14 protein-coding genes and 1 rRNA gene are annotated in these 14,726 nt (G+C 35.9%); 10 read left to right on the plus strand and 5 right to left on the minus strand.

The features are described from left to right. The first annotated feature begins 198 nt into the window (after positions 1 to 198). Positions 199 to 314, plus strand: a 5S ribosomal RNA gene (gene rrf, locus BUB45_RS12525). Between the two features lie 590 nt (positions 315 to 904). Here rrf and BUB45_RS12530 read toward each other — a convergent pair. The 3 genes from BUB45_RS12530 to BUB45_RS12540 all read right to left on the minus strand — a co-directional run bounded on the left by BUB45_RS12530 (position 905) and on the right by BUB45_RS12540 (position 4,184). Then, a complete protein-coding gene (locus BUB45_RS12530; RefSeq protein ID WP_073009867.1) occupies positions 905 to 2,092 on the minus strand; it encodes a dicarboxylate/amino acid:cation symporter in 1,188 nt (395 codons plus the stop codon). Between the two features lie 547 nt (positions 2,093 to 2,639). Then, positions 2,640 to 2,840 (minus strand): hypothetical protein, encoded by a 201-nt coding sequence (locus tag BUB45_RS12535; RefSeq protein ID WP_084723667.1) that lies wholly within the window; start codon positions 2,838 to 2,840, stop codon positions 2,640 to 2,642. 78 nt (positions 2,841 to 2,918) lie between these two features. Further along, positions 2,919 to 4,184 (minus strand): BaiN/RdsA family NAD(P)/FAD-dependent oxidoreductase, encoded by a 1,266-nt coding sequence (locus BUB45_RS12540; RefSeq protein WP_073009870.1) that lies wholly within the window; start codon positions 4,182 to 4,184, stop codon positions 2,919 to 2,921. Positions 4,185 to 4,525: 341 nt separating this feature from the next. On the opposite strand from BUB45_RS12540, the gene BUB45_RS12545 reads away from it, so the two are divergent. From BUB45_RS12545 to BUB45_RS12565, 5 genes are all read left to right on the plus strand, one after another. After that, positions 4,526 to 6,139 (plus strand): putative polysaccharide biosynthesis protein, encoded by a 1,614-nt coding sequence (locus tag BUB45_RS12545; RefSeq protein WP_073009872.1) that lies wholly within the window; start codon positions 4,526 to 4,528, stop codon positions 6,137 to 6,139. An 11-nt stretch (positions 6,140 to 6,150) separates the two neighbouring features. Beyond that, complete coding sequence (locus BUB45_RS12550; protein ID WP_073009875.1) at positions 6,151 to 6,861, plus strand: pseudouridine synthase; 711 nt, start codon at positions 6,151 to 6,153, stop codon at positions 6,859 to 6,861. A 45-nt stretch (positions 6,862 to 6,906) separates the two neighbouring features. Continuing rightward, positions 6,907 to 7,464, plus strand: coding sequence for an RNA 2',3'-cyclic phosphodiesterase (gene thpR, locus BUB45_RS12555; protein WP_073009879.1), 558 nt, complete (start codon positions 6,907 to 6,909; stop codon positions 7,462 to 7,464). 92 nt (positions 7,465 to 7,556) lie between these two features. Continuing rightward, positions 7,557 to 8,492 (plus strand): NERD domain-containing protein, encoded by a 936-nt coding sequence (locus BUB45_RS12560; RefSeq protein WP_139300159.1) that lies wholly within the window; start codon positions 7,557 to 7,559, stop codon positions 8,490 to 8,492. A gap of 352 nt (positions 8,493 to 8,844) precedes the next feature. Next, positions 8,845 to 9,657 carry a phosphotransferase family protein gene (locus tag BUB45_RS12565; RefSeq protein WP_073009883.1) on the plus strand — a complete coding sequence of 271 codons (813 nt, stop codon included), beginning with the start codon at positions 8,845 to 8,847 and terminating at the stop codon, positions 9,655 to 9,657. Here BUB45_RS12565 and BUB45_RS12570 read toward each other — a convergent pair. Further along, on the minus strand, positions 9,649 to 9,936 hold the full coding sequence (locus BUB45_RS12570; protein ID WP_073009886.1) for a YtzH-like family protein: 288 nt from the start codon (positions 9,934 to 9,936) through the stop codon (positions 9,649 to 9,651). The two genes, BUB45_RS12565 and BUB45_RS12570, sit on opposite strands and share 9 nt — an antisense overlap. 76 nt (positions 9,937 to 10,012) lie before the next feature. Between BUB45_RS12570 and trmB the strand changes: the two genes are divergently transcribed. Further along, a complete protein-coding gene (trmB, locus tag BUB45_RS12575; RefSeq protein WP_073009888.1) occupies positions 10,013 to 10,669 on the plus strand; it encodes a tRNA (guanosine(46)-N7)-methyltransferase TrmB in 657 nt (218 codons plus the stop codon). 341 nt (positions 10,670 to 11,010) lie between these two features. Beyond that, positions 11,011 to 11,853 carry a YtnP family quorum-quenching lactonase gene (locus BUB45_RS12580; RefSeq protein ID WP_073009890.1) on the plus strand — a complete coding sequence of 281 codons (843 nt, stop codon included), beginning with the start codon at positions 11,011 to 11,013 and terminating at the stop codon, positions 11,851 to 11,853. 351 nt (positions 11,854 to 12,204) lie between these two features. On the opposite strand, the gene BUB45_RS12585 is transcribed toward BUB45_RS12580, so the two are convergent. Beyond that, positions 12,205 to 12,519 carry a PepSY domain-containing protein gene (locus tag BUB45_RS12585; RefSeq protein WP_073009893.1) on the minus strand — a complete coding sequence of 105 codons (315 nt, stop codon included), beginning with the start codon at positions 12,517 to 12,519 and terminating at the stop codon, positions 12,205 to 12,207. A 461-nt stretch (positions 12,520 to 12,980) separates the two neighbouring features. Here BUB45_RS12585 and BUB45_RS12590 point away from each other — a divergent pair, with 461 nt between their 5' ends. After that, a complete protein-coding gene (locus BUB45_RS12590; RefSeq protein ID WP_073009895.1) occupies positions 12,981 to 14,048 on the plus strand; it encodes a M42 family metallopeptidase in 1,068 nt (355 codons plus the stop codon). Positions 14,049 to 14,071: 23 nt separating this feature from the next. Continuing rightward, complete coding sequence (locus BUB45_RS12595; RefSeq protein WP_073009897.1) at positions 14,072 to 14,572, plus strand: DUF84 family protein; 501 nt, start codon at positions 14,072 to 14,074, stop codon at positions 14,570 to 14,572. Positions 14,573 to 14,726 lie beyond the last annotated feature (154 nt).

A 14,726-nucleotide genomic window follows, 5' to 3' on the forward strand; every position in this document is an offset into this window, starting at 1 on the left:
CGTGGAGCTGACGAATACTAATCGATCGAGGACTTAACTAACCTTTTTGGTAGATGTACGTTGAATGATCTCTTATTTAGTTTTCAAGGTAACAAGGAAAAAATGACTTTTTTCAACAAAGATCTTGATTTTTTCACAAAAACGATTATAATAAGATTTGTGCCTCTTTGAAGCACAACATAACAGATAGCAACTTTGCCTGGTAGTAATGGCGGAGAGGTCACACCTGTTCCCATGCCGAACACAGTAGTTAAGCTCTCCAGCGCCGATGGTAGTTGGGACTTTGTCCCTGCAAGAGTAGGACGCCGCCAGGCAAATCATATAAAAAAACTGACTCATTTTCTTATGAGTCAGTTTTTTTATATGATAGGAAATTAAGCTTTATATTAAATGTGGTAGTACTCTTTATGTACAAGAAATAGGCCAATAAACATACAGTACTCTCTGTTTTATTAAGCTTGAGTTGCAGACAAAGTGGTAATTAATGAAATGTAGGTCTATTGGGGATAAAAGATAAACGAGTAGAAGTATGGGATATAAAATAAGCACTATGATATTTTTGGTAAGCTTTATATTAAGGAATATTTACAAACACGTGATATGAGTGAAGTCCAAATAAACTTGGTTAACTTGTCTAAAATATTTAAAAAATCTGTATAAAAGCATTGGCAATTCATTGAATGTTGCAAATCGACTTCAATATTTGAGACAAGAGTATTGGGCATTTCATAAAGTATTCCGAGAAGTTTAAAAGGAGTTACAAAAAATTATTATTAGAAAAAATTCTTTGAGCAATTGTAAAAGGTGCTGCTTTTCCTTTCTTAAAGCCATTACTATGTAACTTAAGTAAGGAAAAACGGCACCTTAGGGGAGTATAAAGTATTTTGGTTTTATTACGTTAAGATTAAACTACGCCTTCTTTATTGTTTAATGCCTTACTATTTTTGCTTAGACTGTCCGTTATAGATGTTATTGCTCCATCTCCCGTAACATTACAAGCCGTCCCTAAACTATCCTGAGCTAAATATAGGGCAATCATAAGTGAAACCATTACGGAATCAAAGCCTAACATACTTTCTAAAAGGCCAATTGCTGCCATTACGGCACCTCCTGGCACACCAGGAGCTGCAATCATTGTTACACCTAGCATTAAAATAAACGGAAATATACTTCCAAAAGTAGCAACTTCACCTTGTAAGAATAATACAGCTAATGCACAGCTTACAAGTGTAATAGTACTTCCAGATAAATGAATATTAGCTAGCAAAGGTACCGTAAAATCCGCAATACCTTCCCGCACTTTTAGTTTTTTAGAGTGTTTTAACGTGACAGGGATGGTAGCCGCTGATGATTGAGTTCCTAGCGCAGTAAAATAGGCTGGAGTCATTGTTTTTAACATAGATACAGGATTTTGCTTGCTTAAAGTTCCCGCAAGTGTATATTGTACTAGTAAGTAAAGTAAGTGCAAAATAATGATCATTACAAAGACTTTAGCAAAAACGGATAATATAGTACTCACCTGTCCAGCAGCAGTCATATTAGCAAAGATACCAAAAATATGAAATGGTAATAGTGGAATAATAACTTTTTCAATTACTAAATGAATAATGTCTCTAACATCTAGCGACAATTGGTAAAGCGCGTCTCCTTTAATAGCGGCAATTCCTAGACCAAGAACAAAAGCTAGCAATAAAGCAGTCATAACTCCCATAGGAGGTGGCATTTCAATCTCTATAAATCCACTACTTAAAGCTTTAGTTGGATCAGAAAATGATTGTAATGATTGCTGACTTAATAAGTTAGGGTAAATGATTTTTGCAGAGAAAAAAGCAACAATACCAGCAATAACTGTAGAAGAATATGCAATAAATGCTGTTAGACCTAATAGTTTCCCTGCGCCCTTACCTAATGATCCTATACCAGGAATAATGAAACCGAGAATAATTAACGGGATAATAAAACCTAAAAAGTTTCCGAATAGATCATTGAATGTTGCGAAAATACGGATAAACCAGTCATTTGCAAATGAGCCAAGTGTAATACCTAACGCAATAGCGATAACAATACGTATTAGTAATCCAAAACCTTTCAACTGTTTAACCTCCTTGATGTAATACACTCTATTTTACACAAAACATATAAATTAGTCTATTATATATAATCAGAAAAAAAATACCATTCTGTTGTATTATATTTTGTTAAGTTTGTCAATATATATAGTTAACAGTCATTTTTGGGGCAAGCCATTGTATAAGCTTGTTCATCGAGCTGGGATGGTTCACATCTGACTAGACAAAAAATAAGGTATGGTGAGGATATCGAAATATTCCACACTGAACAAAGGCTCGGGGCGCCCGGTTAGCAACGTAGCGACTGGAACGAATCAACGAAAGTTTTAGGAATTATGCTCCTGTAACAGGAGTATGCCGGCGCCCTCCGGCAAGCCCGTCTTTAGTCGGCTTTCCTATTTAGAACGAACCGATGATGACTTAGCTTAGGGCGATTTCGCCAAATCGCCTAGTTGCTGGGCGCTGGAGCCAGACGTGGCTAAATAACTTAGTAAGTTTATCCACAGCTGCTAAATTTTATAATTTCCTAGACCAAAATTAAAAGCGCGCCTTAGCGCGCTCTGCCTATTTTTAGCTCATTCCATAAGGACCCATTTGTTGTGAACCTCCACTGTTTCCAGCATTGGAATTAGACATTTGTGATACAAAAGGAATCATTTTTTGCATGGTTTGACCAAAATTTTGATTGTTTTTTGTCATTGTATAAAATGTTGCAGCACCTACACCTACAGAAGCGATAATTGGTATCCACATTCCATTTTTTTGCACCATTATCCGTCCTTTCTTTGCCCTTAGAAATGATTATAGACATTATTAGATTCGGCGAAACACAATATTTCATACAAGGGATCAATTGCCAGATTGTAGTTCCAAAGCTGCGTTTATTCCAGCTAACCTACCAGTAACAAGTGCTGATGTGATATTATAACCACCAGTATAACCATGAATATCTAAAATCTCTCCACAGAAATATAATCGTTCTGTTATTTTTGATTGCATGGTGTTTGGAACTATTTCTTTAATGGAAACACCACCTCCAGTAACAAAAGCTTTTTCTAAAGGAAGAGAATCATGTACGTAAAATGTAAAATGCTTGCATTCATGGATAAATTGCATTACCCATTGCTTCGATAGATTTCCAGCTTTTTGTTCTTCGCACATGTTGTGGCGGTTCAATAAAAAGATAATAAATTTTTCGGGGGCGAATCCTTTTAATAAGTTTTTGACTGTTTTTTTAGGAGTTTGGTCAATCATATCCAAGAGTTTATCCATAAGTTCTTTTTCCGTAGAGTTTGGAAAAATATCTAATACCATAGGCACTTCGCTTATCCCTTTTCTTAGTTCTTTTACTACAAATTGCGAGCACCTTAAGACAGCTGGTCCTGATATTCCAAAATGAGTGAAAATCATATCCATTTGATGGGAAATAATCGTTTTTCCTTTTTGGTTAAGAACAGATAAACAAATATTACGTAATGAAATACCTTGTAAAGCTTTATTTCGAATAAATGCTTCTTCAGATACTAATGCAACTTCTGTAGGGTATAGCTCAGTAATTGTATGACCTGCTTTTTTTGCCCATGCATAGCCATCGCCAGTAGACCCAGTGTAAGGGACCGCTTTGCCTCCTACTGCGACAATAATAGCTTTCGATTGTATTTTTTCACCATGTGGAAGGATAACAGTATGGTGTTTTGCCTCATAATGGATTGCTTCTACAGCAGTTTCCAATTTCACATTAACATTTAACTCGTCTAAGCGTCTTAACAACGCGTTCACAACGGTTTTAGACTGATTGGATACTGGAAACATTCTTCCATGATCCTCTTCTTTTAGAGGTACTTGTAATGTAGTAAAAAAATCAATAATGTCGTAATTGTTGAAAACAGAAAAAGCACTATATAGAAATTTTCCATTACCTGGAATATTTTTTATAACTTCTTCCTGTGGAAGCCGATTTGTGACATTACATCTCCCGCCACCAGAAATCGCCAGTTTTTTTCCTAACTTCTTTCCTTTTTCAATCAATAATGTGTTGGCACCATGCTCAGCAGCAGCTATTGCTGCCATCAATCCTGAAGGCCCTCCACCTATAATTGTTACGTCATAGGTCATCGATATTCATTCCTTTCCGCTGGTATCGTACCATGAACCGGAAAAAGAAACAATTTTTTATTATATGTTAGGAAGTATAAAGGAAATCTATCCACGCAAAGGAAAAAACGGCTACAACCTCGGTTTTATAGTATAAAATGCATTACAACCATACCTATATAAAAAACTGCCGATAAGCAAAAACAACATTTAAATACACAATATCAGTTAATTTGTAATATAATGTTGTTATTTATACGGAAGAAGTAAATGAAAATATGATAGAATAGTGCATATGTGTAATTTGAAATACAAATTACCTCGTAAAGATTTTATTAAATGTAGATGATGCAGGTGAAAAAATGTCGAATATTGTACGTGGAACGATGTTGCTAACGGGAGCGACATTTATCTCTAAACTAATAGGAATGATTTATGTTATTCCATTTAATGCTTTAGTTGGAGCAACAGGGGGTACGCTGTTTTCACTAGCTTACACTCCTTACAACATATTTATTAGTCTCTCAACTGTTGGAGTACCATTAGCTGTATCAAAATTTGTTTCCAAATATAATGCAGTCGGAGATTATGAAACAGGAATGCGTATGTTCCGTACTGGAATGACGTTAATGGTTACAACTGGAATCATAGCCTTTTTGGTACTCTTTTTTAGTGCGGATTTATTAGCAACGGGAATGATTACGAATGAAAATGCAGATGAACTCTCGAGGTCTGATGTCGCTTTTGTTATTAAAATGGTAAGTTTTGCTTTAATTTTAATTCCTGCTATGAGCATTGTGAGAGGCTTTTTCCAAGGGTACAATTCCATGGGACCTACAGCTATATCTCAAGTCATCGAACAAATTGTACGGATCTTTTTTATTTTGGCAGGATCATTCGTTATTGTAAATATCTTAAATGGATCAGTTATTGCTGCTGTCGGTTTTTCTACTTTCGCGGCGTTTCTTGGGGCAGTAGCTTCTTGTCTTGTCCTATACATTTACTGGCAAAAAAGAAAGCCGTATATTGATAAACAACGCAAGCAACAAATATATATGTACGATATTAGCACAAGCGATATGTTTAAAGAATTATTTCGTTACGCCGGACCCTTTGTGTTAGTCGGATTAGCTACGCCGTTATATCAATTAATTGATCAGTTCACGTTTGAAAGAGCAATGGTTGCTAATGGGGAAGGAGCTATTTGGTCTTTTTCCTATTCCGTCGTGAATTTCTACGGACATAAGCTAGTTATTATCCCTGTAACGATAGCAATAGGTTTATCATTAGCTATTCTCCCTGCAATGACCAAAGCATATACACAAAATAATAAGCAATTGCTAAAAAATCAAATAAGCCAAGCGCTACAAATTGTTATGTTTTTAATTTTGCCTGCAGTTAGTGGGCTATCATTATTATCTACGGAAGCGTATGGAGCGTTATTTGGATTAGAAAAAATTGCTATTTCTGGTGAGTTATTAGCTTGGTACGCACCTGTTGGTCTGTTTTTCGGGTTATTCACCGTTACCTCTTCCATTTTACAAGGGGTTAACCAACAGAGATTTGCTGTAGTTAGCTTATCTGCGGGTGTACTCGTAAAAGTGTTATTAAACATACAGCTTATTTATATGTTTGGTGCTAAAGGAGCAATCTTTGGGACAGCATTAGCAGCAGGTATTGCTACCATCCTCAATCTATGGCGCATTCGTTTAGCTACTCATTTTTCTTATAAATCATTACTAAAACAAACGACATTAATTATCATTTTTATTGCAATTATGAGTGGGGCTATTATTTTAGGAAAATATTTATTAGGTATGGTCGTTCCAAATAACCGAGTAGGTATGATAATTACATTAATTGCCTGCGTGAGTTTGGGTGGGCTCGTTTACTTGTGGTTAGCTTATGCATCTACATTATTAGAGCGAGTGCTTGGAAATCGGGTTCGGTTTTTAGATAAAATCTTTAAGCGATAGGGGGTATTATTATGCGCCTTGACAAATTTTTGGCCAATGCTGGAGTGGGAAGTAGGAAAGAAGTAAAAGCTCTGTTGAAAAAACGATGCGTTACGGTAAATGGTCAACTAGTCAAAGATAGTTCCGTTCATGTTGATGAAATGAATGATAGTATTACAGTAAATGGAAATCCAATTCATTACCAAAAATACACATATATTATGTTGCATAAACCTTCTGGTGTGATTTCTGCTACAGAAGATAAGCAAGATAAAACGGTTATTGAATTACTGTCTCACGATCTACAAAAGTTTAAGCCGTTTCCAGTAGGGCGACTGGATAAGGATACAGAAGGCCTGCTTATATTAACGAATGATGGTCAATTAGCACACGAGTTATTGTCTCCCAAAAAGCATGTAACGAAAACGTATTTTGCGAAAATTAAAGGGGAGGTAACAGAAGCTGATTGCATGGCTTTTGCCAACGGTGTGACATTGGAGGATGGCTATAGAACAAAACCTGCAACATTACGTATTTTGAAGCAAGGCGCACAATCAGAAGTTGAAATTATGATTACTGAAGGGAAATATCATCAGATTAAGCGAATGTTTCGAGCTGTTGATAAACAGGTAGCATATTTAAAACGGACAACAATGGGGAAATTACATCTTGATAAGGCTCTTAAAAAAGGAGAATATAGGCAGTTGCGCGTTGAAGAAGTGAAGTTATTACAGGATTCATAAACTTTACGTACGCTTCTATGAAGGATTTTGTTAAGGAGGCTCATCATGGCAAGGTTACCACATTATTTTATCGCCATTCCGTTAACTAAAGAAGTTCAAGTGATGTGTAGCGAAACGCAGACATTTTTAAAACAGAAGCTACCTTATAGGGAGTGGACAAATAAGCATGACTTTCATATTACCTTAAAGTTTTTAGGACCTGTATCCGATAGTAAAGTATGCCACCTGATTGACAGACTACAACGAGTTTATTTTTCACCTTTTTATTTAAAAGTAGGTGGAGTAGATACTTTTGGCTCTTTTGAAAGACCAAGGGTAATTTATTCGAAAGTACAATTAAATGATACGTTAACAAAGCTAGTAAATCAGATTGAGTTTGAAGCAAAGGCAGAAGGGTTTTTAGCGGAAAAAAGGCCGTATATTCCTCACATTACATTAGCTAAAAAATGGGATGGATCTGCTCATATAGGCAATGAAGTATTAACCGAAGTGAAAAATAAGGATTACTCAGAAAAGTTATTGTATGTGGATTGTTTCGTATTATATCAAATATTTCCAGATGAACAGCCGAAGTATAAAGTCAAAGCTTATTTTACACTATAAAAAAGTAACATACGAAAGGCTTATTTTATAAGCCAAACGATGGCTTTACCAGGAAGATTTGGCGATAAACCAATTCTTTCTAAAAGCAGGGGGTGGAAACACTGGCACAATTAATTAAATTACAAGATTATATTTCTAGATACGAATGGAATCCTTATCGTTACCCAAGTCAATTTATTCGCTTAAAGAAAGAGAACTGGCTTCATTTGAAAGAGGCGTGGGAAAAAGAAAAAAATTCGCTACCATTACATGAGACAGAAATAGTAGACCAAGCCGAGCAACATTCAAGATGGAAAATGTGGAAGCGCAAAGAAAAAAAAGAGGAAGTTCCTCATGAAGAAGATGCAAAGTTGGTTCTCCCGGAAACGGAACAAGGCTTAAAGCAGTATTATTTAAATAAATTATTACATTTACAAATGAAATGGGCTACGTCTACGGTAACAGAGGTTTCTTTTGTTGATAAATACTGGCACAATGACATGGAAATCAAGTATTTCTTACAACGGTTCCCTGATACTTATTTAATTTTGTATTATCCAATATTCGAGATTAAAAAAGCGCCGGTGGAATGTGAGATAATTTTAATAACACCAATAGGAATTGAAATAATTAGTCAGATAAAAGAAGAAATTGGTTCGACATTTATAGCGCAAGATGCACGAACATGGATAGTAGAAAAGGGAGGTCATAGGGGAAAATTGTTAAATCCACATATCGCTTTAAAGCGGACGGAAAATATTATAAAAGGAATTCTTTCTCACTATGATTTAAACTTTCCAATTACAAAAGTTATTCTAGCTAAATCAAACCCTGTCCAGTTTGTAACGGAACCATTCCAAACTAAAATTATCGGTAGTCACCAATATCAAGATTGGTTTGCGCAAAAAAGAAAGATTACTTCTCCATTAAAAAATGAGCAGTTAAAGGTAGCAGAATGTTTATTAAAGCATGTGCAAACTACCGCGGTTAAAAGGCCAGAATGGGAAGAAGAGCGGGATTCGTTTGAGTTTGTTGGTGAAGAATTTTAAAAAACATAGTTGCTGGCACTATAGGAAAGTAAAGTTTCTAGATATGCCAAATTTTACTAATGCTGAAAAGAACATATATATTTTTTTACCTCATTTACTGGTAATATTTATGTTTAATTAGTTCTGATTTTTGAACAAAAACGTGTAATAACAGTATCTTTGATGTAGTAACATTCTTTATAATTATAAAGAAATTATGTTAGACCACCTCAATGGGTAACAGTAAAGTGGGGGCTATTTCTAAAAGCAGTTGATTTGTTGAAAAGTAAATAATAGATTCAGATTTGTATTTTTGTACAAATATAGATAAAATATATTATTGAACGCTAAATTTGAAAGATGTGAGGAATTTATGGTGAACTGGCTGAAGCGAGTTCTAGGTAGTGAATGGGAAATAGCTCCAGCAGGTGGGCTTACAGGAGACGCTTATCTGGCAACGAAAGGTAACCAGCGATTATTTTTAAAACGTAACTCATCTCCGTTTTTAGCCGTCTTATCGGCGGAGGGAATTGTTCCAAAATTAATTTGGACAAAAAGAATGGAAAATGGCGATGTTATTACAGCTCAGGAGTGGCTAGAGGGAAGAGAATTAAAACCAGTTGAAATGCAACATTTACGCGTTGCTGATTTATTACGAAAAATCCACCAGTCTTCTGAATTGTTGCATATGCTCATGCGTTTAGGGAAAAAACCTATTACATCAGACGAAAGCTATGCTATTATAAAGGAACGTTTGCAACGCACGAATTTACATCATACACACGGACAAGTGGTTATTGCGTTACAATACTTAGAAAAACTGCTTCCTATTACAAGGAAGCGAAAACTCGTTGTCTGTCATGGAGATTTGAATCATAATAATTTACTACTGACAGAAGAAGGGCATTTATATCTTATTGATTGGGACAGTGCTTTGATTGCTGATCCAGTTGTAGATTATGGAATGATACTCAATTGGTATATTCCCCAAGAAAATTGGAATGAGTGGTTGCGACAATATGGTATTGCAACAGATTATCATTTATTTGGGCGTATGCATTGGTATTTATTACTGGATTCTCTGCATTACTTATGCTGGCATAAAGAACGTGATGAAGATGCTAAGTTTGTAGACCGATTAAACGAGTTAGATGTTTTGAATAAACAAATAGGAAAATTAATGTAAATTTGTTTGGTGAAGCGCATCAATCCATGTAGCTAACTGTGTATTGTTGGCCGTAATATGTGCTTCCATATTTTGTGATGATTCACCGTTCTTCCCGTAGTCGTAAATTTCAGGAAGTAACTCCTGTATCTCTTGATCGGAAATAGCACTATTTTGCATAAGGGAGTTCACAAGTCTGGTTATTTGTTGATATTCAGAGACGCTACCACAAAGGTCGGTTCGATGTTCATCTAATAAATCTATAAGCAAAGTTAGTTGATTATTTGTATTTAATTCCATATCAAATCACCTCTAAATATAGTATGAATCACATTTCTATTTCTATACTTGAAAACAGAAAGAGAGGATTTTATATATGCGTCAGCGACATAAGCCGTGGGCAGATGATTTTTTACAAAAGCATGCAGACACGGTTATTTCTAATCCTTACAACTATCGCGGTAGATGGCAGGAAGTGTTTACGAATCATGATGCTCCTATTCACCTTGAAATAGGATCAGGTAAAGGGCAATTTATCGTTGAAATGGCTAGACAATACCCAGATGTTAATTTTATCGGCATTGAAGTAGCAAAAAGTATTATTGTAACTGCTGCTCAAAAAGTTGTTGATGCAGAAATGCCAAATATTCGCTTAATCCATGTTAACGCTGAAAACTTAACGGATTTGTTTGCAAGAGAGGAATTATCCTTGATTTATTTAAATTTTTCAGACCCTTGGCCAAAAAATCGGCACGAAAAACGAAGGTTAACTTATTATACTTTCTTAGAAAAATATCGAGAAATTTTAAAACCAAACGGTGAAATTGTTTTAAAAACCGATAATATGGGATTGTTTGAATATTCATTAGAGAGTTTTTCGCAAAATGGACTGCAAATTGAAGAAGTGAACTTAGATTTGCATGGAATAGATGACCCTACAAATCGGATGACGGAATATGAAGAAAAATTTACAGCAAAAGGACAACCCATATATCGTTGCCGCGTTAAAAATACGGAGTCTGTAAACCTGTAACAGCTTGGCGAGTTTGTTGTACACTCGCTAAGCTGTTTGCATTTGGAAAAATATACAATTCAAAGCTTATGGTATAAGGAAATGGTGCTTTTAGCCTTGGAGATAAGCCAAGTTATTTCTAATAATAAACCATTTCTTTCACATGTTGGTCATTAAAGGTACTGCAAGTGAAAAGTATTTTACGAAACCAATAAGGTTCTGATAAGATGTATAATAAAATGAATGCGTTTTCTTGTTGCTCTATAGGAAAGTTTAAAGGTTGATAGCATAAGCAAAACTACAGCTTGCACTATAAAGGTTTGGTGGATAAGCCAAGTTTTTAACTGCTTAGGGGGGATTGGATGGAGAAGTTAAAGGTAGGAAGAGCAACTTTGACATGGCTTCAAGGAGGAGTAATCCATTTAGATGGAGGGGCGATGTTTGGAGTAGTGCCTAAAGTGCTATGGCAGTCAAAGTACCCGACAAACGAGTGGAATCAAATTGAGTTACGAACAGATCCGATACTATTACAACTGGATGGAAGAAATTATTTAATTGATAGCGGAATTGGGCAAAATAAATTGACAGAGAAGCAACAGCGAAACTTTGGGGTTAGAGAGCAGTCAAAGGTTGTTTATGATTTGGCCGTTCTTGGATTAGCACCAAATGATATTCATGGTATTTTAATGACGCATATGCACTTTGATCATGCATCGGGTTTAACCTATCCTGTGGCGGCGGATGCATACGAATCTGTATTTAAGAATGCCGTCATTTATGTAACAGATATAGAATGGAAAGAAATGAGAAACCCAAATATTCGATCTAAAAATACTTATTGGAAGAGTAATTGGGAAGCAATAAAAAAACAAGTTCAACCATTTTCACACGAAATTGAGATTACAGATGGGTTAAAAATGATTCATAGTGGCGGTCATAGTGATGGTCATAGCGTTATTGTTTTTGAAGAAGGAGATACGTGTTGGATACATATGGCGGACATTATGCCAACACATGCACATCAAAATAAATTATGGGTACTAGCTTATGATGATTACCCCGTAACTTCTGTTTACCAAAAGGAAAAATGGATGGCTTATGGATATCAAAGGCAGGCATGGTATACATTTTATCACGATGTGTATTATCGAGCTATAAAATTTAATGGATTGGGAATTTGTATGAATCAATTAGTACGTAAGTAGTATATGGAGCAAAGTCGTAACTTCTAATATGTATGAACAAAGGCTCGGGGCGCCCGTATAGCAACGTAGCGACTGGAACGAATCAACTAAAGTTTTAGAAATTATGCTCCAGCAACAGGAGTATGCCGGCGCCCTCCGGCAAGCCCGTCTTTAGTCGGCCTTCTTATTTAGAACGAATCGATAATGGCTTATCTTAGGGCAATGGAGTGAAGTCGCCTAGTTGCTGGGAGCTGGAGCAGGACGTGGCTAATAAATAACTCCACAGCTGCTAAATTTGATAATTTCCTAGACCACAAAAAATAAGTGAAATAGGTTAACCTATTTCACTTATTTGATAAGTACTAAAGCTGTTTATGTTGTTTGTACGGCGTCAATCACCGCACCAGTTTCAACATCTACATAAAATTCATACTGCTTGTTTTCCCCGTCTAAATTCCGTGTAACTCCACCACGGTAAGCATCGTAGAGAAGCCCGTTTTTCTCTACTTCTTGTGGTTGCATATAAATCCAAGAACCGCTAATTGGCCCTTGCTTCTTAAATGTTTCTTTTGCATGGTTTAATGCTTTCTCAGGAGTAACTTTTTGCATTTGATCCAGTTGTTGCTTTGCAAGGTAGCCTACAGCAACGCCAAGCCCTGCAGCAATAACTGCTTTTTTTACACCCATTATTACTCACCTCTTACTATCAATTTAAGTAATCGCTTTACAGTTTCTTATCTGCTAGTATAACGTATTTAGAATAAAATAGAAAATAAAAAATGCTCGGTTTAATATATGAAAGACTGCTGGTTAAAGCCTCTGATTAGCAGTAACTATTTTTATAATGAATAGAATTGGTTTGTAAACATTAGATATACCTATGTCATCAAGGGAAATTAAGGTATAGGTTCATAAAAAAAGTTTGCTGAGTTAAGTAGTTGTTTTTAAAGAATTAATTATATGGATGAAATGTAGTAGGCACTTTAGCAAGTCAGGGACAAATTTCTTGAAATGAAAAGAGGGAACGTGCATATGTAATATTGAAAATAATATGAGCTCATTTTCTTAGGTAAAGAAGAATACTGGAAATCCAATCATTTCTTCAAGTATACTAAATACTATACATAAATTGAAGGTGGGATACAGGAATGAATCAAGAAACATTGTCTTTATTTAAACAATTGACAGAGCTTCAAGGTGCGTCAGGCAATGAACATGCTGTGCGTTCATTTATGAAACAAGAGTTATCCAAATATGCCGATGAAATCATGCAAGATAATTTAGGTGGCATATTTGGTGTAAAAAAAGGATCAGGACCTAAAGTTATGGTAGCAGGTCATATGGATGAAGTTGGTTTTATGGTGACACAAATAACAGATAATGGTATGTTGCGTTTTCAGCCATTAGGTGGTTGGTGGAATCAAGTATTACTTGCTCAGCGAGTGCAAGTTATAACAGATAATGGGCCAGTTGTTGGTGTAATTGGTTCAATTCCACCTCATAATTTAACAGATGAACAACGCAAAAAGCCAATGGAAATAAAACATATGCTCATCGATATTGGTGCTGATGATAGAGCGGATGTTGAAAAAATAGGTGTTAAACCAGGGCAACAGATTGTCCCTTTAACGCCATTTACGCCGATGGCAAATAGTAACAAAATTTTAGCTAAGGCATGGGATAACCGTTATGGTTGTGGATTAGCGATTGAATTGTTAAAAGAAGTGCAAAAAGATGCCTTACCGAATGAATTGTATGCAGGTGCGACAGTACAAGAGGAAGTTGGCTTGCGTGGTGCACAAGTTGCAGCTAATAAAATTCAACCGGACATATTTTTTGCATTGGATGCATCTCCTGCTAATGATATGTCAGGGAAAAAAGATGAATTTGGGCAATTAGGTAAGGGTGCATTATTGCGTATTTTTGACCGAACAATGATTACACATCAAGGCATGAAAAATTTTGTTCTCGATACAGCAGAGAGCAACGATATACCTTATCAATATTTTATCTCGCAAGGTGGAACAGATGCAGGTAGAGTTCATGTAGCAAACAAAGGCGTTCCTTCTGCAGTCATCGGTATATGCTCGCGCTACATTCATACATCATCATCTATTATACATGTGGATGATTATGCAGCTGCTAAAGAATTACTAATCAAGCTTGTCAAATCCACAGATCAAACAACGCTGGATCATATCCACCGTTCCGTTTAATGGATATAAAGGTAAGAAAGCAAATGAGGATTATAATTGGTTCAAAAAATAAAGCAAAAATTCAAGCTGTCGAAAAAGTTTTTCCAAATGCTTCTGTTACATCTAAAGGCGCTTCATCAGGAGTGTCAGCACAACCATTCTCTGATGAAGAGACGAAGCAGGGTGCAATTCATCGTGCCCTTAATTGTATTCAAGGGGAAACAAATACATTTGGGATCGGACTAGAAGGTGGCGTCATGTTTATTGGTAATAAATTATACCTTTGTAATTGGGGAGCGCTAGCGTTACCGGGTCACCTCTATACAGCTAGTGGTGCTCGCATTCTTTTGCCGCAAGAAATTACCAAGGAACTTCTAAAAGGCAGAGAACTTGGTGAAGTTATGGATACATTCGCACATCGAAAGCAAGTTAGACAAAAAGAAGGAGCAATTGGTATTTTTACAGCAGAGCGAATATCTAGGATAGACATGTTTTCTCATGTGATAGAATTATTGCGTGGACAATGGGAATATAATCAGCTCTAGAGTAGTAAGAATAAACCATATAAAGCTTATTAAGCCTGTAGTTATCTACGGGCTTATATGCTGTTATTCTATTTCGTAAACTGATTTAATCGTGTCGACGTTATTATTTATTAGAAGATATGTAGAGCACTGATGGATTTACTGTAAATGTATG

Origin of the sequence: Virgibacillus chiguensis (genome assembly GCF_900129865.1) — a bacterium.
Taxonomy (GTDB): domain Bacteria; phylum Bacillota; class Bacilli; order Bacillales; family Amphibacillaceae; genus Virgibacillus; species Virgibacillus chiguensis.